Source organism: Streptomyces sp. JLYT201, assembly GCF_059448825.1.
This window is the reverse complement of record NZ_CM182551.1, coordinates 674,621-693,626: the sequence shown is the minus strand read 5'-3', so window position 1 is coordinate 693,626 and position 19,006 is coordinate 674,621. Positions and strand designations below refer to the sequence as shown.

Sequence of the window (19,006 nt, the reverse complement as noted above, 5' to 3'; positions counted from 1 at the left end):
CGCCCGAGCAAAGGGATAACGTACGTCGCATGGGCATAACTGCAGTTGAGCGCCTTGCGCCCACCGGTTCATCAGGGCTCCGCCGACGGCGGGTTGTCGGTCTGGGCGTGTTGGTGGCGGTCCTCGTCGTCGCGGCGATCGCGTCCTTGGCCGTCGGTGCGCGCGCGTTGAGCCCCGCCGAGGTGTGGCACGGCCTCTTCGCCTCGCGGGAGGCCGACCAGCGGCTCAATGAGATCAGGCTCATCGTGCAGACCGTGCGGGTGCCCCGGACGGTCCTCGCGATCGTCGCGGGCATCGCCCTCGGTGTCGGCGGGGCGTTGATCCAGGGGTACACGCGCAACCCGATCGCGGACACGGGCCTCCTCGGCGTGAACGCGGGCGCCTCCTTCTCCGTGGTGTCGGTGATCGCCGTGTTCGGGTTCACCAACCCCTTCCAGTACGTGTGGTTCGCCTTCCTGGGCGCGGCCGTCGCCGGTGTCGTCGTGTTCTCGCTCGCGAGCATCGGCAGAGGGGCGGGCAACCCGCTGACCCTCGCCCTCGCCGGGCAGGGCATCACGGTGTTCCTCACGGCGATGACCACCGCGATCGCGCTGTCGGACCAGAAGTCGCTGAACGCGCTGCGGTTCTGGAACTCGGGCTCCGTCGCCGGTGTGAAGTTCGGCGTCATCTGGCCGATCGCCGGGTTCGTCGCCGTCGGCCTCGTCCTCGCGGCGATCACCCTGCCCTCGCTCAACCTGCTCAACCTGGGCGAGGACGTGGCGCGCGGCCTCGGTGTGAACATCGCCCTGAGCCGGACCCTCGGCATCGGCGCCATCACCCTGCTCGCGGGCGCGGCGACCGCGGCGTGCGGGCCCATCGCCTTCCTCGGGCTCATGGTGGCCCACATCGCCCGCTTCGTGGCCGGCCCCGACTACCGCTGGCTGGTGCCGTACGCGGGTCTGCTCGGCGCGGTCGTCCTGCTGGTCTGCGACATCGTGGGGCGCCTGGTGGTGCGGCCGGGCGAGCTGGACGCGGGAGTCGTCGTCTCCCTGCTCGGCGCCCCGTTCTTCGCGGTGCTGGTGTGGCGTGGAAAGTTCAAGAGCGCGTGAACGGGGCGGACGTCGTGAACGGGACAGATGTGAAGTCGTCGGTGACACCGGGCATCCGGATCGGCCAGGTGTCGTTCGTGTGGCGGCCGTGGGTCGCGTTCGTCACGCTCGTGCTCACGGCGGCGACCTTCGTGGTGTTCTGCCTGTCCATCAGCATCGGGGACTTCCCCCTGGAGCTGTCGCGGGTGATCGCCACCCTCTTCGGCCGGGGCGAGCAGGTCGACGAGTTCGTGATCATGGACCTGCGGATGCCGCGCGCCCTCGCCGGGCTCGTCGTGGGCGTCGCGCTCGGAGTCTCCGGCGCGATCACCCAGTCCATCGCCCGCAATCCGCTGGCCAGTCCGGACGTCCTCGGCGTCACCCAGGGCGCGAGCGCGGTCTCGGTGTTCCTGCTCACGGTCTCCGGCGGGGCGTCGGCGGCGGTCGTCGGCTCCGTGGGTCTGTCCGTGGCCGCGCTCGGCGGCGGCCTCCTCACCGGCCTGCTCGTGTACTTCCTGGCGTGGCGGCGGGGGATCGACGGCTTCCGGCTCATCCTCATCGGCATCTCCGTGAGCGCCGTGATGGAGGCGCTCACGACCTGGCTCCTGACCACGGCCGACATCAAGGACGTGGCCCGGGCGCAGTCCTGGCTCGTCGGCTCCCTGGACAACCGGTCGTGGGACGAGGTCTGGGTGGCGCTCTGGTGCTCGCTGGCGCTGCTCGCCGTCGTCGCGTGCGTCGCCTTCCAGTTCAAGCCCCTGCACTTCGGCGACGAGGTCGCCGCGGGCCTCGGCGTCCGCTTCCAGGCGGTGCGGGCGATCCTGCTCCTGTGTGCGGTCCTGCTGGCCGCCGTCGCGGTGAGCGCGGCCGGCCCCGTCCCCTTCGTCGCCCTGGTCGCGCCCCAGGTGGCGATGCGCCTCGCGCGCTGCCCCACGCCGCCGATGGTGGCCTCCGGCATGGTGGGGGCGCTGCTCCTGATCGGCGCGGACCTCCTCGCGCGCACGGCCCTGCCGGTCACGCTCCCGGTCGGCGTGGTCACCGCCGCGGTGGGCGGCCCCTTCCTGATCTACCTCCTGGTGCGGGCGAACCTCAAATAGCCTGATACAAAGGTGAGGCATACCTAAATGCGCAGAGGGGGGCTTGTGGTCACTCAGTACATCACCGAGATCGAGTCCGACGTCGACGACGCCGCACGGCTCACGGCCAGGGGCGTCAGCGTCGGCTACGGCGCGCGGACCGTCATCGACGATCTCGACGTGGCGATACCGCCCGGGGTGATCACCACGATCATCGGCCCCAACGGCTGCGGCAAGTCGACGCTGTTGCGGACCCTGTCGCGGCTGCTCAAGCCGACCAAGGGGTCCGTCGTCCTCGACGGCGAGGACATCGTCCGGCTCAAGACCAAGGACGTGGCGAAGAAGATGGGCCTGCTGCCGCAGGCGCCCGTCGCGCCCGAGGGCCTGACGGTGTCCGACCTGGTCGCCAGGGGCCGCCATCCGCACCAGAGTTGGCTGCGGCAGTGGTCGTCGGACGACGCCGACGTCGTGGCGCGCGCCCTGGCCATGACCGGCGTGTCCGACCTGGCCGACCGGCCGGTCGACTCGCTCTCCGGCGGGCAGCGCCAGCGCGTCTGGATCTCCATGACCCTGGCCCAGGGCACCGATCTGCTCCTCCTCGACGAGCCGACCACCTATCTCGACCTGGCCCACGCGGTCGACGTGCTCGACCTCGTGGACGACCTGCACGAGTCGGGGTGCGCCGTGGTCATGGTCCTGCACGACCTCAACCTGGCCACGCGCTACAGCGACAACCTCATCGTGATGAAGGAGGGGACGATCCTGGCGCAGGGGCACCCGCGCGACGTCATCACCTCCGAGCTGCTTGACGAGGCGTTCGGGCTGCGCGCCATGGTGATTGACGACCCGGTGGGCGACCGGCCGCTCATCGTCCCCATCGGCCGCACGCACGTGCAGCTGGGCTGAGCCCCGCCCGTGCGGGCCCGCCGGTCCGTCTCCACGCGAACGCCGGGGCTGCTCCGCGCGGGCGTGCCCCGGCGTGCGACTGCCCCTCGCGCGCGGTGTGGTTGAGCCCGCTCCCGCGCGGCACGCCTCCGCGCTCCCGCGCCCGCTGGCGCGCCTCGGTGCCGTCCGACCGGCCCCCACCTGCGGCGCGACCGTGTCCGCGCCCGGGCGAACCGACTGACCCCGCGCACAGACAAGTTGAAAGTTAGGCTAGGCTTACCTCACAACCGCAAGGTAAGGTTTGGCTGCCCTGAGACAGGGGCGCACCGGACAGCGTGAAAGCAAGGGATCTCGGATGCATCTCCATCGAACGACGACCATGAGGCCCTGGCGGCGGATGGCGGCCGTGGTGTCCGCCGCGGCCCTCGGCGTCGGACTCCTCGCGGGATGCGGCTCGGAGAAGTCGGACAAGGGCGACGACGCCGCTCCGGCTGCCGCCGGCGGCAAGTTCCCCGTGACCGTGGAGCACGCGTTCGGATCCACGAAGGTCGAGAAGGCCCCCAAGCGGGTCGTCACCGTCGGCTACACCGACGACCAGACCGTCCTCGCGTTCGGCACCAAGCCGGTCGGCATGACCGACCAGTACCCGAACCCGGCGGGCAAGTCCCCCGACATCAACACCCAGTGGCCCTGGGTGAAGGACAAGTGGGGCGACGCCAAGCCCGACGTCATCATGAAGAACGGTGACTCCGGCCCCAACTACGAGAAGATCGCCGCCCTGCGGCCGGACCTGATCATCGCGGTGTACTCCGAGATCGACAAGGCCGCCTACGACAAGCTCTCCAAGATCGCCCCCACGGTGGGCCGCACCAAGGGCGAGAAGGAGCCGTTCAGCGCTCCCTGGCAGGACAACGCCCTGCACATCGCCAAGGCGCTCGGCCAGGCCGAGAAGGGCGAGAAGCTCGTCAAGGACATCCAGGGCAAGCTCGACGCCGCCAAGAAGGCACACCCCGAGTTCGCCAAGAAGAACGCCGTCGCGCTGTCCTGGTACAAGGACTCCGTCGCGCCGTTCACCTCCACCGACGTGCGCGGCCGCCTGGTGACGGGCATCGGCTTCCAGTACCAGACCAAGATCGACAAGGTCGCGGGCGGCAAGTTCTTCACCGTCCTGTCGCCCGAGCGCATCGACCTGGTCAACACCGACCGCATCTTCGTCATCAACGACAAGGCGGACCAGAAGGCGCTCAAGAAGTCCGAGCTCTTCAGCAACCTGGACGCCGTGAAGAAGGGCAACGTCTCCTACCTGCTGGACAGCGAGGGCCCCGCGGTCGGCGCGGCCATCTCCCAGGGCACCCTGCTCTCCATGCCCTACGCGATCGACGAACTCGTCAAGTCGGTCGGCTAGGTGTGAGCACTACCGCTACGAAGGTCGCCCCGGCGACCCTGCGCACGGCGACCGGCCGCGAGGCCACCCGATGGGTCACCACGCACTGCCGCGAGGTCCCCTGGCTGACGACGGCCACCGTGCTCACCACGGTGGTCGGCGCGGCGCTCCAGGTGCTCCCGGTGCTGCTGCTCGGCCGCGTCGTCGACGGAGTCGTCGAGGGCGAGTCGCGCTCGGTCCTGCTCACGGTCGGCGTCCTGATGGGGGCCGCCGCGCTGCTCGGCGCGGTGGCCACCGCGGCGTCGACGTATCTGATCGGACGGCTCGGCGCCGACCTGCTCGCGCGGCTGCGCGAAGGCGCCGTCCGCTCGGTGCTCGGAATGCCGAGCGCGCGGATCGAGCAGGTCGGCCGCGGAGACGTCCTGTCCCGGGTCGGTGACGACGTGGCCGTCCTGTCCAAGGGCATCCGGATGGCCATCCCCACGGTGTTCTCCGCGGGCGTCCTCGTCTTCATCGCCACGGTCGGCATGTTCGGCCTCGACTGGCGGCTCGGCCTGGCGGGCGCGGGCGCGCTGCCCGCCTACGCCCTCGCCCTGCGCTGGTACCTGCCCCGGTCCGCCCCGCTCTACAAGAAGCAGCGGATGGCCCAGGCCGACCGCGCGCAGGCGCTGATCAGCGGCTTGGACGGCATCGACACGGTCCGGGCGTACCGCCTGGAGGACTCCGTGCGCGAGCAGGTCACCAACGAGTCGTGGCGCGTGCGCAACTACGGCATCGAGGTGTTCCGGTTCTTCGGCCGATTCGTCGGCAGGGAGAACCGCGCCGAGTTCATCGGCCTCGTCCTCATCCTCGTCGTGGGGTACGCGCTCCTGGAGGCCGACGCCGCGACCCTGGGTGAGGTGTCGGCGGCCCCGCTGATGTTCCACCGGCTCTTCACCCCGCTGGGCGCCATCATGTTCACCTTCGACGAGGCACAGAAGTCGGGCGCCAGCCTGACCCGGCTCGTCGGGGTGCTCGGGGAGCCCGCCGAGGAGCGCCTCGTCGGCGACGCGGACGCCACCCCGGCGGACGCCACGCCCTACCCGGTGACGGTGCAGGGGCTGACGTATCGCTATCCCGACACCGAGCAGCCGGTCCTGAAGGACGTCGACCTGACGATCCCGGCCGGTGGTTCGCTCGCCCTCGTGGGCGCGACGGGAGCGGGCAAGTCGACCCTGGCCGCGCTCATCGCGGGCATCGGGACCCCGCAGGCCGGATCGGTGCGCATCGGCACCACCGACCTCGCCGGTCTGGACGAGGCCGGGGCGCGCGCCCTGGTGAGCATCCTGACGCAGGAGACCCATGTGTTCTCCGGCTCGCTCGCCGACGACCTGCGCCTGGCCGCGCCGGAGGCCACCGACGCCGAACTGACCGACGCGCTGCGCACGGTCGGCGCCGACGGCTGGGTCGAGGCGCTGCCCGAAGGGCTCGACACCCTGGTCGGCGAGGGCGGCGAGCGCCTGGACGTCACCAAGGTCACCCACATCGCCCTGGCCCGCCTCGTCCTGAGCCGCTCCCCGGTGGTCGTGCTCGACGAGTCCACCGCCGAGGCGGGCAGCGAGGGCGCCGCCGAGCTGGAGCGGGCGGTGCGCGCCGCGTGCGCGGGCCGCACCACGCTGTTCGTGGCGCACCGGCTCACCCAGGCCATGGCGGCGGACCGCATCGCCGTCCTGGACGCGGGCCGCGTCGTGGAACTGGGCACCCACGACGAACTCGTGGCCCTGGGCGGCCGCTACGCACGGCTGTGGCAGGCGTGGCGAGAAGGTAGTTAGCACATCTGACCCACGGTCAGGTCAACGTTCGTTCCTTGGAAGGAAACGCTGAGTCTTCGATGAACGCTGAGTCTTCGACGATGGAACCGGGCGCTCGTCGCGTACGGCTTTCTCCCGCGGCCCTGGCCGACGTACGCCGTCGAACGGGTGACCACTCCGACCGGACCATCGCCGCAGCGTGCGCCATCGGTCTCGCGTACTGGGCGACGGGCCAGGGCCCCGACGGCATCGACCTGACCGAGGGCACGCTCTTCACCGACGTCCTCGCCTGGGTCGACAACGGCGGGGTCGCGCCCACCGGCTGGGAGGCCGACGCGGACGGCCGCGGCATCGCCGTCCCCGAGGGCGTCGCGCTCGCCGAGGCACAGTTCGCGCTCGACGACCTGGCCGACTTCCCGGACCGGCCGCTGGGCACCATCAGCCCGTCCGGTGCCACGGCCCGCCTCGCCGCCCTGGCCGAGTGGAACGACACCCACGCCGACCGGGTCCGCCCCACCATCGTGGAGATGTTCCTCGAACAGGCGCGGACCCGGCCGGACGCCGTCGCCATCGTCGACGAGCACCGCTCGCTGACCTACGGCGAGGCGGCCGCGCTGTCCAGCCAGCTCGCCCACCACCTCATCGAGCGCGGCCTCGACCACGAACAGGTCGTCGGCATCTCGCTGGGCCGCTCCGCCGAGATGGTCATCGGGCTGCTCGGCGTGCTCCAGGCCGGCTGCGCCTTCGTGCCGCTCGACCCGCAGTGGCCCGCCGCGCGCCGGTCCGTCGTCATCGCCGACGCCCGGGTCGTGCTCCAGCTCAACGACTCCGGCGCCCACGGGGCGAGCGAACCGGAAGCCGTCGCCGTCGACCTCGGCGACTGGAGTTACGGCTCCTACCCGACCGGGGGCACCGGCGTCACCGTCCGCGGCGACGCCCTGGCGTACGTCATCTTCACGTCCGGTTCGACAGGACGCCCCAAGGGCGCCATGATCCGCCACGAGGCGATCAGCGAGCGCCTGCTGTGGCAGGTCGGCGAGATCCTCGGCTTCGGCCACGACGACGCCTCCCTCTTCAAGGCGCCGCTGTCCTTCGACATCTCCATCAACGAGATCTTCCTGCCGCTGGTGTGCGGCGGCCGCCTCGTGGTCCTGCGGCCCGGCGGCGAACGCGACCCGCACCACCTGCTGAGCGTGATCGCCGAACAGCGCGTCACCTTCACGTACCTGGTGTCGTCCATGCTGGACGTCCTGCTCGAAATGGCGGGCGACTCCGGGCGCCTGGACAGCCTGCGCCACGTGTGGTGCGGCGGCGAGGTCCTCACCCCGGAGCTGTACGAACGGTTCCGCACCCGGCTCGACATCCCCATGTACCACGGCTACGGCCCGGCCGAGACGACGATCGGCGTCTCCCACGTCATCTACCGGGGCGCGGCCGAGCGCCTGTCGACGTCCATCGGCAAGGCCAACCCCAACACCCAGCTGTACGTCCTCGACGACGAGCTGCGCCCGGTGCCGGTCGGCGTCGGCGGCGAGCTCTACGTGGGCGGGTTCCTCCTCGGCCGCGGCTACGTCAACGCGCCGGGCCTGACGGCGTCCCGGTTCGTGGCGAACCCCTTCGCCGCCGACGGCTCCCGGCTCTACCGGACCGGTGACCTCGCCCGGTTCGCCCCCGACGGCTCCCTGGACTTCCTCGGCCGGGCCGACAACCAGATCAAGATCCGCGGCATGCGCCTGGAGATCGAGGACGTCGAGGCGGGCCTCGCCGAGCACCCCCGCGTGCGGCACGCCTGCGTCGTCGCGAAGAAGAACGCGGCGGGCGGCACCTACCTCGTGGGCTACGTGATCCCGGCCGCCGGGAGCGAGGACCTGAGTGCCGACGACGTCAAGGCGTGGGCCGCCGAGCACATGGTCGAGTACATGGTGCCCGCCCACGCCGTCGTGATGACGGAGTTCCCCCTCACCGCGAACGGCAAGCTCGACCGCAAGGCGCTGCCGGAGCCCGTGCTCACCACCGGCTCCCTCGTCGCGCCCGCCACCGAGAACGAACGCGTGGTGTGCACGGCGGTCGCGGCCCTGCTCCAGCTCGACGAGGTCGGTGCCGACCAGGACTTCTTCCAGCTCGGCGGCGACAGCATCCTGGCGATCTCGCTGCTGAGCGCGCTGCGCGACGCGGGCCTGTTCGTCACGGCACGGCAGATCTTCAACAACAGCGTCCTCGGCGCCCTCGCCGCGGTGGCGAGCCGCGAGGACGTCGCCACCGTGGACCACGGTGACACCGCCACCGGCACCGTCGTGGGCTCGCCCATCGTGCAGTGGCTCGGCGAGACCACCGGCGCCGTCGACGGCTTCGTGCAGTCGGTCGTCCTCAACACCCCGGCGGACCTGACCGCCGACACCCTCGACGCGGTCCTCGCCGCCGTGGCGGGCCACCACGACATGCTGCGCGCCAAGCTGGTGCGCGCGGAGCGCTGGAGCTTCGACATCCCCGAGGCGGACCGGGCCGCCGTCGGCTGGCAGGAGAGCGACCGGCCCCTGGAGGAGTGCGTCGCCCTCGCCACCGAGGCCCTGGACCCGGCGGACGGCGTGATGCTGCGCGCCGTCTGGCGCCGCGCGGAACGCCAGCTGGTCCTGGTCGCCCACCACGTCGTGATCGACGGCGTGTCCTGGCGGGTCCTCATGGAGGACCTGGCCACCGCCTGGCGGCAGTGCGCCGAGGGCGCGCCGATCGAACTGCCCCCGGTGGGCACCTCGTTCAGGCGCTGGACGCAGCTCCTCGGCCGTACCGGGTTCGACGCGGACCGCGCCTACTTCCAGCGGCCCCTGCCGGGCGCCGACGAGCCGGTGGGCAGGCGCGCCCTGTCCGCCACCGACACCGTGGCACGGGAGCGGATACGCACCGTCTCCGTCGGCGCCGAGGCCACGGCCGCACTGCTCGGCGAGATACCCGCGAAGTTCCACGCGGGCGTCAACGACGTCCTGCTCACCGCGCTCGCCGTCACCCTCGCCCGGTGGCGCCGCGACCTCGGGCAGGACCAGACGTTCGCCCACATCGAGCTGGAGGGCCACGGCCGCGAGGGCCAGTTCGTCGCCGACGCCGTCGGCTTCGAGCCGGACCTGTCGCGCACCGTGGGCTGGTTCACCACCCTGTTCCCGGTGACCGTGGACCCCGGCGCCACGACCGACCCGACCGCGCCCGGCTACCTCGCCGCCGCGCTCAAGGCGGTCAAGGAGGACCTCGCCCGGGTACCGAGCAACGGCGTCTCCTACGGCGCCCTGCGCTACCTCGCCGACACCGCCTTCGACGCGCCCGCACCGCAGGTCCTCTTCAACTACCTGGGCCGCTTCGACGCGGGCGCCGCCGGGGACTGGCAGCTCGCGCACACCACCGGACAGCTGGGCGAGAAGCGCGACCCCGCGATGCGCCTGCCGCGGGCCCTGGAGTTCAACGCGATCGCCGAACCCGCCGCGAGCGGCGAGTACGAGCTGGTCACCACCATCTCCTGGCCCGAGGGGATGTTCACGGACCAGGACATCACCACCATCGTCGGCTACTTCCAGGAGGCCCTGGCCGGGCTCGCCGCGCTCGACGAGGGCGGCCACACGCCCAGCGACTTCCCCCTCGTGCCCCTCACCCAGGCCGACGTCGACGCCCTGGAAGGACCGGCGCTGCGGGACGTCCTGCCGCTGACCCCTCTCCAGGAAGGCCTCTACTTCCACTCCGTCTTCGACGACGAGTCCGCGGGCGCCTACGTCGAGCAGCAGCTCCTCACCCTGGACGGCGAGGTGGACGCCGACCGGCTCGCGGCCGCGGCCACCCGGCTGCTCACGCTGTACCCGAACCTCGCCGCGCGCTTCGTCGCCCTCGCCGACGGCCGCGTCGTCTCCGTCCTCGACGGCGGCGTCCAGGCGCCCTTCACCATCCTGGACCGCCCCGGCATCACCGACGCCGAGCTGCGGGAGTACGCGGAGCGGGACCGCCGCGCGGGCTTCGACCTGGCCACCGGCCCCCTGATGCGCTACACGCTGGTCCGCGCGGGCTCCGGCCGCACCGTCCTCGTGCAGACCGTGCACCACATCATCGCCGACGGCTGGTCGGTGCCCCCGATGCTGCGCGCGCTCCTCGCCGAGTACCACGCGCCCGGCACCGTGTACCCGCTCGGCGGCTTCGCCGACTACGTGCGCTGGCTCGGCGCACGCGACGACGACGAGAGCGACCGGGTCTGGCGCGAGGAACTCGCCGACCTGCCCGCCGCCTCCCTGGTCGCCGAGGGACACACCCCCTCCGAGCGGTTCGCCGACACCGTCGTGGAGCCGTCGGAGGACATCGACGCGGCCGTCCGCTCGGCCGGCGTGCCCCTGAGCGTGGCCGTGCACAGCGCCTGGGCGATCACCCTCGGCGGCATCCTGCACGGCAAGGACGTGGTGTTCGGCTCCACGGTCTCCGGGCGCGACGCGGACGTGCCCGGCATCGAGGACATGGTGGGCCTGTTCATCAACACCATTCCCGTGCGCGCCCGCTGGTCCGGAGCCACCACGGCCCGCGACCTGCTCACCGCCGTGCGCGAGCACCAGAGCGCGGTCCTTCCGCACCAGCACGTCTCCCTCGCCCGGATCGGCCGCCGGACCGGCTCCGGCTCCCTGTTCGACACCCTGGTCGTCTTCGACGTCGCGACCGACGTGGAGGCCCTGCGGCGCCCCGACGACACGCTCGTCATCGCCGACATCGTGAACGAAGGCGCCCCGCACTACCCGCTGACCCTGGTGGTGGAGCGTGCCCTCGACGGCCGACCGCGCTTCAACCTCATCTACGACGGCGAACTCCTGGGCGAGACGGCCGCGCAGGCCGTCCTGCACACCTTCACCCGGACCCTCACCGGCCTGCTCACCCGCCCGGACGCCCTGGTCGACGACCTGGCCGCCGAGAGCGACCGGCGCCAGGACCCGGTCGCCGAGACCACCCTGGGCGCCCTGTTCGACGCCGCCGCGCTCCGCGACCCCGCCGCCACCGCCGTCACCCAGTGCGGCCTCGACGGCGACACCAGGTCGCTGACCTACGGCGAACTCGCGGCCGCGAAGGACGACCTGGCCGCGACCCTGCGCGCGGCCGGGGTCGGACCGGGCAAGCGGGTCGCCGTCGCCGTGCCGCGCTCCGTCGAACAGGTCGTCGCCCTGGTCGCGATCGTCAGCGCGGGCGGCGCCTACGTCCCCCTGGACCTGGCCTACCCGGACGACCGCCTGGAGTACGTCCTCGCCGACGCCGCCCCGCAGGTCGTCCTCGTGGACGCCGACCAGCGGGACCGCTTCACGGACCTCCTCGCCCGCGCCGGAGTGGCGGCCCGCGTGCTCGTCCAGGGCGACGAGCCGCCGCAGGCCCCGGCCGGACCCGCGCCCGCGGCCCACTGGCACGACCCCGCGTACGTGATCTACACGTCCGGTTCGACAGGACGGCCCAAGGGCGTCGTCGTCCCGCACTCCAGCGTGGTGACGCTGCTCGCCAACACCCGCGCCGACATGGACTTCGGCCCCGACGACGTATGGGTGCAGTTCCACTCCTACTCCTTCGACTTCGCGGTCTGGGAGCTGTGGGGCGCCCTCGTCCACGGCGGCGAACTCCTCGTGCCCGAGTACGCCCTGACCCGCTCCCCGGTCGACTTCCACCGCCTCGTCCGCGAGCGCGCGGTGACCGTGCTCAACCAGACCCCGTCGGCCTTCTACCAGTTCATCGAGGCCGACCGGATCGCCGAGCGGCCGGTCACGGCGCTGCGCCGGATCATCTTCGGCGGCGAGGCCCTCGACCTCGGACGCCTGCGCGGCTGGGTCGAGCGGCACGGCACCGCCGCGCCCGAGCTGGTCAACATGTACGGGATCACCGAGACCACCGTGCACGTCACCCACCGGGTGCTCACCGACGAGGACTTCGGCCCCGGCAACGACGTCAGCCCCATCGGCGGTCCGATCCCCGGCCTCGCGACCTATCTGCTCGACGACCGGCTCCGGCCGGTGCCCCCGGGTCGCGTGGGCGCCATCTACGTCGCCGGTGACCAGGTGTCGCTCGGCTACCTGGGCCGGGCGGGGCTCACCTCGGGCCGGTTCGTGGCGGACCCCTTCGCCGCCGACGGCTCCCGCATGTACCACACGGGCGACCTCGCCCGCCGCACGCTCGGCGGCGAGCTGGAGTTCGCGGGCCGCGCCGACGACCAGGTGCAGCTCAAGGGCTTCCGCATCGAACTCGGCGAGGTGGAGGCCGCCGTCAGGGAACTCGACGGCGTGGTCGACGTGGCCGTCACCGTGGCCGCCACCGGCGACCACCTGGTCGCCCACGTCGTGGGCAGCGTGCCCGGCGACCTCGCCGCGCTCCTCGCCACGAAGCTGCCCGTGCACATGGTGCCGGGCCGGGTCCTGACGGCGGACGCGCTGCCGCTGACCGTCAACGGCAAGCTGGACCGCCGGGCTCTGGCCGAGCGGGCCGAACAGGCCCAGGACGGCGCCGTCTCCGTCGCGCCGTCGGCTCCGGGCGCGCAGTTCGCCGCGCCCCTGGCGGGGCGCGACACCGCATCCGTGCTCGCCACCCTCGTCGACCTCTTCGCGCAGACGCTGCCCGGCTCCGCCGTGGACGCCGACACCGACTTCTTCAAGGCCGGGGGCGACAGCATCGTCGCCATCACCTTGATCAACCGGGGCCGGGCCCTCGGCCTGCACTTCGCGCCCCGCGACGTGTTCCTGTTCCGGACGCCGCGCGCGCTCGCCGAGCACCTGGACGCGCGCGCACAGCCTGCCCCGGCCGCCACGGCCACGCCCACCCGCCGCGAGGACGGCCCGCTGACCCCGACGCCGATCATCCTGCGCCAGCGCGAACTGGGCGGCTCCCTCGCCCGGTTCGCCCAGGCCAGGACCCTCGTGGCGCCCGAGGGCACCGGCTTCGCCGACGCCCGGCGCGCCGCGAACGCCGTGGTCGCCGCGCACCCCGCCCTGCGCCTGCGGCTGCGCGCCGAGCACGGCGCCTGGGCCCTGCGCACCGAACCGGCCCGCGACGTCACCGTCGTACGCCCCGATGACACCGACGCGACGGCCGTGGCGAACGACGCCGCCGGACGCCTCGACCCCGAGACCGGGGACGTCATCGCGTTCGCCTGGCTGGAGGCCAGCAGGACCCTGGTCGTCACGGTGCACCACATCGCCGTCGACTCGGTGTCCTGGCTCGTCCTCCTGGACGACCTGACCACCGCCATGAACGGGGCGGACCTGGCACCGCCGACCACCTCCTACGCCGAGTACGCCGAAGCCCTGGCGCTCCGGTCCACGCAGGCGGTCGACGGCCTCGGGCACTGGATCGACACGCTCCGGGCGCCCGCCCTCGTCCCGGCGGTGGGGGAGGTGCGCGAGCGGACCGTCGTGCTCGCGCCCGAGCTGAGCGACCGCGTGACGCGCACCGCGCCCGCCGCGCTCGGCGTCGACCTCACCGAGCTGCTGTGCGGCACGCTGCGCACCGCGCTGACGGCGATCCAGGCCGAGCCCACCGACCTCACGGTCGAGCTGGAGCGGCACGGCCGGGTACCGGTCGAGGAGCACCACGACTACACCCGCACCGTCGGCTGGTTCACCGCCATCGCGCCCGTGCGGCTGAGCGCGCACACCGACCCCGTCGCGGCCGCCCGCGAGGTCGCCGAGCGCCAGCCCGACGAGGACGGACACGTCGCCTACGGCCGGCTCAGGTACCTCAACCCGCAGACGGCCCCGCTGCTCACCGCCCGCCCGCAGGTCCTCTTCAACTACCTCGGCCGGGGCAGCGAGTCCCAGGCCCTGCACATCACCGGCGGTGACCAGGGCAGCCCCTACGCGGTCGAGGTCAACGCCTGGACCGACGCGGCCACCGGCAGCCTGCACGCGGCCTTCACCCTCGCCGACGGCATCCCCGACGCGATCACCGAGCACTGGCTGAGCGCCCTCGCCCGGGTCGCGGAGGCCGCCACGACGGCCGAGCGCACCGCGCCGGTCACCCCGCTCCAGCGCGGCCTGTTCTTCCAGGCCCAGCTGGCGGGCGCCGCCGGACACTACGTCGCGCAGAGCTACTTCACCTTCGACCGGCGCCTGGACACCGACGTCCTGGCCGACGCCATGGCGCACGTGATCGCGCGGCACCCGGTCGTCGGCGCGGGCTTCGCCACCGACGACGACGGCAACCCCGTCCAGGTCCTCAAGGCGGGCCGACGCGTCGCCGTGCGCACGGTCGACCTGGCCACCGACGCGGAGGTCGAGGACCTGCGCGCCCGGGACCGCGACACCGGCTTCGACCCGGCCGAGCCGCCGCTGATCCGCCTCACCGTGGTCCGCAGGCCCGACGGGCGCGACGGGCTGCTCCTGAGCTACCACCTGCTGCTGTGGGACGGCTGGTCCCGCGAGATCGTGCTGCGCGACCTGTTCGACGCCTACGAGGCCATCGGCGCGGGCAGGACCCTCGACGCGACCCCGGCCGCGCCGGGCTTCGAGGACTACGCCCGCGCGCTCGACGCCAAGGACGCGGCCGCCTCCGAGCGGTTCTGGGCGGAGCACCTGGCGGGCCTGACCGGCCCGACGCTGCTCGCCGGGCCCGCCCCGGCGCTGTCGGACGAGCTGCCGCGCGCCCTCGTGCACACCCTGTCCGCCGAGCAGTCGGACCTGCTGCGGGACGCGGCCAAGACGCACGGCGTGACCTTGAACTCGGTCCTCACCGGCGCGTTCGGCCTGCTGCTCGGCGCCCACACGGGCCGCAGTGACGCCGTGTTCGGCGTGACCGTCTCCGGCCGTGACGGCGAGGGCCTGTCCGACATCGTCGGCGTCCTACTCAACACCGTGCCCCAGTGGACGCGGGCCCGCCCCGACGACACCGTCCGGGACTACCTGGAGGCCGTGCAGACGGCCCGGGTCGAGGCGATGGAGCACGAGCACGTCGGCCTCGGCGAGATCCAGCGCGCCAGCGGCCACGACACCCTCTTCGACAACCTGTTCGTGCTCCAGAACTTCCTGGACATGGACGCGTTCGCCGCGATGAACTCCCGGCACGGCATCACCTCCGTGCAGGCCGACGACTCCACGCACTACCCGTTCACCTGGGTCGTGACGCCGGGCGAGAGGCTCACGGTCAAGCTGGAGCACCGCGACGGCGACACGGACAACGCCCGCCGCCTCCTCGCCGACTACGTCCGCGTCCTTGCGGACCTGGCCCGCTCGACCGGTGCGGTCGGCGCCCTGCCCGGCCTGGGCGAGGAGCCCCGGCCCGCCGAGCGCACGGACATCGGCACGGACACGGTCGTCGACCGCTTCGACCGGGCCGCCGACCGCGCCCCGCAGCGGGTGGCGCTCGTCGCCCACGGCGCGACCCTGACGTTCGCCGAGCTGCGCGACCGCAGCCGCGCGGTGGCGGGCGTGCTCGCCGCGCGGGGCATCGGCCCCGAGACGACCGTGGGTCTGGCGATCCCGCGCTCCCTCGACTCGATCGTGGCGCTGTTCGCCGTGCTGCGCACCGGCGCCGCGTACGTACCGCTGGAACTGGACCACCCGGACGAGCGGATCGCCGCGATCGTCGCCGACGCGCGGCCCGCGGTGATCCTCACCGTCGGCGCCGTGGCGCACCGGCTCACCGGCGATCTGATCGAGCTGGACCGCCCGCTGCCCGCCGCCGAGCCGTGCGTGACCTTCGCGCCGGACGACCCGGACCGGCTGCGGCACCCCGCGTACACGATCTACACCTCCGGTTCGACCGGGAAGCCCAAGGGCGTGGTCACCGAGTACGCCGGGCTCACCAACATGCTGATCAACCATCAGCGGCGGATCTTCGAGCCGGTCCTCGCCGACCACGGCCACCGGGTCTTCCGGATCGCCCACACCGTGTCGTTCGCCTTCGACATGTCGTGGGAGGAGCTGCTGTGGCTCGCCGACGGCCACGAGGTGCACATCTGCGACGAGGAGCTGCGCCGCGACGCTCCGCGCCTGGTCGCGTACTGCCTCGAGCACGGCATCGACGTCATCAACGTGACGCCGACCTACGCGCAGCAGCTGGTGGCCGAGGGCCTGCTCGACCACCCGGAGCGGCGCCCGGCCCTGGTGCTCCTCGGCGGCGAGGCCGTCACCCCGACGCTGTGGCAGCGGCTCGCCGAGACCGAGGGCACGGTCGGCTACAACCTCTACGGGCCCACGGAGTACACCATCAACACCCTCGGCGTCGGCACCTTCGAGTGCCAGGACCCGGTGGTGGGCGTGGCCATCGACAACACCGACGCGCACGTGCTCGACCCGTGGCTGCGGCCGCTGCCGGACGGCGTCCCCGGTGAGCTGTACGTGGCGGGCATCGGCATCGCCCGCGGCTACCTCGGGCAGCCCGGCCAGAGCGCGGACCGCTTCGTGGCGTGCCCGTTCGGCGCGCCCGGCGAGCGCATGTACCGCACCGGTGACCTGGTGGTGCGGCGGCCCGACGGGAACCTGATGTACCTGGGCCGCACCGACCAGCAGGTCAAGATCCGGGGCCACCGCGTCGAACTCGGCGAGGTCGAGGCCGTGTTCGCCGCGCACCCGGCGGTGCGCTTCGTCGCCGCGGTCGCCCAGCCGGACCCGCAGGTCGACGGCGCCCACCGGCTCGCCGCGTACCTCGTCCTTGAGGGCGCCGACCTGGCGGCGGTGGCCGCCGAGGTGGGCACGGGTCTTCCGGACTTCCTGCGACCGACGCACTATGCCCAGGTCGACAGCATCCCGCTGACGGTCAACGGGAAGGCGGACACCAAGGCGCTGCCGGAGGCCAAGCCGCTCGGCGCGCTGACCACGGCGACGGAGCGGCGCCCGGCGACCGAGACCGAGACCGTGGTGTGTGAGTACTTCGCCGAAGCACTCGACCTGGATGATGACGAGGTGAGCGCAGTGAGCGACTTCGTGTCCCTCGGAGGGCACTCCATGCTGGCGGTGCGGCTCATCGGGCTGCTCCGCCGCGAGTACGGACCTGTGATCACCATCCGCGACCTGTTCACCCTCAAGACCCCCGAAGCGATTGCCCGCCACCTCGATGACCACTCCTGATACGCAGCGGCCCCGCCCCGGGGCAGACATCCTGCGCACCGCACTGCGCCGCAACGTCGGCGCCATGGCCGCCGGTACGGTCCTCATGGGCCTGTACCAGGCGGGTGAGACCGCCTTCCCGATCGCGCTCGGCCTGATCGTCGAGCACACGATGAGGGACCGGAGCCTCGGGGCCCTCGGCCTGTCGATCGGCGCGCTCGCCGTGATCATCACGACGGTCTCGCTGTCGTGGCGGTTCGGCATGCGCGTGTTGCAGAAGGCCAACACGACCGAGGCGCACCGCTGGCGCGTGCAGGTCGCGTCCTGCGGCCTCCAGCCGGTGGCCCGGGACGTCGACCTGAAGTCGGGCGAGGTCCTCACCATCGCCACGGAGGACGCCGACCAGACCGCCGACATCGTCGAAGTGGTGCCGCTGCTGATCAGTTCGCTGGTCGCGGTGGTGGTCGCGGCGGTCGCCCTCGGCCTCGCGGACTACCGGCTCGGCCTCCTGGTCGTCGTGGGCACGGTCGCGATCCTGTCGGTCCTGAGCGTGATGTCCAAGCGGATCGGCTCCAGCACCCAGGAGCAGCAGGCCCGCGTGGCACGGGCGGGCGCGAAGGTCGCCGACCTGATCACCGGCCTGCGCCCGCTGCACGGCTTCGGCGGCAACCACGCGGCGTTCCGGTCCTACCGGAAGGTCAGTACGGAGGCGAAGCACCAGGCGATCACCGTCGCCCGGGTGAACGGCGTGTACGCGGGCACCGCGCTCGCCCTGAACGCGATCCTCGCCGCCGCCGTCTCCATCACCGCGGGGTGGCTGGCGTTCGAGGGGCAGATCACGATCGGGGAGCTCGTGATGGCCGTGGGCCTCGCGCAGTTCATCATCGAGCCGCTCAAGATGTTCTCCGAGATGCCCAAGTACGTGATGATCGCGCGTGCCTCGGCGGCGCGGATGGCCCTGGTGCTCTCCGCCCCGCCGCTGACGACTCCGGGCCCCGGCCGCCCGGCCCCGGGCGGCGACCTGGAGGTGGACTGCGTCCGCCACGGCTCGCTGCGCAAGCTGAAGTTCCAGGTGGCGGCGGGCGAGTTCGTGGCGATCGCCCCCTACCAGCCGCGCGCGGCGGCCGACCTGGCGTCGGTGCTCGCCGTGCAGGTCCCGCCGCACGCGTACGACGGCGTGGTGCGGGTCAGCGGCCAGGAGGTCGCGGACCTGTCGATGGAGGCCGTGCGCGAGCACATCCTGGTGAACCCCTACGACGGGGAGATCTTCGCGGGCACCCTGCGCACGAACATCGACCCGTCGGGCACCAGCCGGAGCGTCGACGAGGCCGTGGAGGCGTCGATGCTGACCGATGTCGTCGCCCTGCACCGCGACGGCCTCGACTACACGGTCCGCGACCGCGGCGCCAACCTCTCCGGCGGGCAGCGCCAGCGCCTCTCCCTGGCGCGGGCCCTGGCCGCCGACACCGAGGTCCTGGTCCTGCACGACCCGACGACGGCGGTCGACGCGGTCACCGAGCAGCTCATCGCGCGCAACGTGGCGAAGCTGCGCCGGGGCCGCACCACCATCGTCATCACCAGCAGCCCGGCCCTCCTGGACGCCGCCGACCGCGTGCTCGTCCTGGACGACGGTGTCATCACGGCCGAGGACACCCACCGGAACCTGCTCGCCACGGACGAGGGATATTGCCGGGCCGTGGCACGGTGAGGGCCTGAGGCGTTGACGTACCGACGTCCTGACGTCCTCACGCCCTGACGCACACAGCGGTTCCGGGGAGGT

General features: G+C 72.6%; 7 protein-coding genes. All 7 read left to right on the top strand.

Features of this window, described 5'->3' with window-relative positions; all coding sequences use genetic code 11:
- The first annotated feature begins 29 nt into the window (after positions 1 to 29).
- The 7 genes from AC5WAM_RS02840 (at position 30) to AC5WAM_RS02810 (ending at position 18,934) form a co-directional block, all read left to right on the top strand.
- Positions 30 to 1,088 carry a FecCD family ABC transporter permease gene (locus AC5WAM_RS02840; protein WP_495521421.1) on the top strand — a complete coding sequence of 353 codons (1,059 nt, stop codon included), beginning with the start codon at positions 30 to 32 and terminating at the stop codon, positions 1,086 to 1,088.
- Positions 1,089 to 1,102: 14 nt separating this feature from the next.
- Positions 1,103 to 2,164: a FecCD family ABC transporter permease gene (locus tag AC5WAM_RS02835; RefSeq protein WP_366789981.1), complete on the top strand. Its 1,062-nt coding sequence runs from the start codon at positions 1,103 to 1,105 to the stop codon at positions 2,162 to 2,164.
- A 45-nt stretch (positions 2,165 to 2,209) separates the two neighbouring features.
- The gene (locus AC5WAM_RS02830; RefSeq protein WP_366789982.1) at positions 2,210 to 3,049 is read left to right on the top strand and encodes an ABC transporter ATP-binding protein; all 840 of its coding nucleotides are present in this window, start codon (positions 2,210 to 2,212) and stop codon (positions 3,047 to 3,049) included.
- A gap of 334 nt (positions 3,050 to 3,383) precedes the next feature.
- The gene (locus AC5WAM_RS02825) at positions 3,384 to 4,433 is read left to right on the top strand and encodes an iron-siderophore ABC transporter substrate-binding protein (protein ID WP_366789983.1); all 1,050 of its coding nucleotides are present in this window, start codon (positions 3,384 to 3,386) and stop codon (positions 4,431 to 4,433) included.
- 2 nt (positions 4,434 to 4,435) lie between these two features.
- Positions 4,436 to 6,223 (top strand): ABC transporter ATP-binding protein, encoded by a 1,788-nt coding sequence (locus tag AC5WAM_RS02820; RefSeq protein WP_366789984.1) that lies wholly within the window; start codon positions 4,436 to 4,438, stop codon positions 6,221 to 6,223.
- A gap of 59 nt (positions 6,224 to 6,282) precedes the next feature.
- The gene (locus AC5WAM_RS02815; protein ID WP_495521420.1) at positions 6,283 to 17,247 is read left to right on the top strand and encodes an amino acid adenylation domain-containing protein; all 10,965 of its coding nucleotides are present in this window, start codon (positions 6,283 to 6,285) and stop codon (positions 17,245 to 17,247) included.
- Positions 17,234 to 18,934, top strand: a complete 1,701-nt coding sequence (locus AC5WAM_RS02810) for an ABC transporter ATP-binding protein (RefSeq protein ID WP_172382623.1) — start codon at positions 17,234 to 17,236, stop codon at positions 18,932 to 18,934. Before AC5WAM_RS02815 ends, AC5WAM_RS02810 begins: the two co-directional genes overlap by 14 nt.
- Positions 18,935 to 19,006 lie beyond the last annotated feature (72 nt).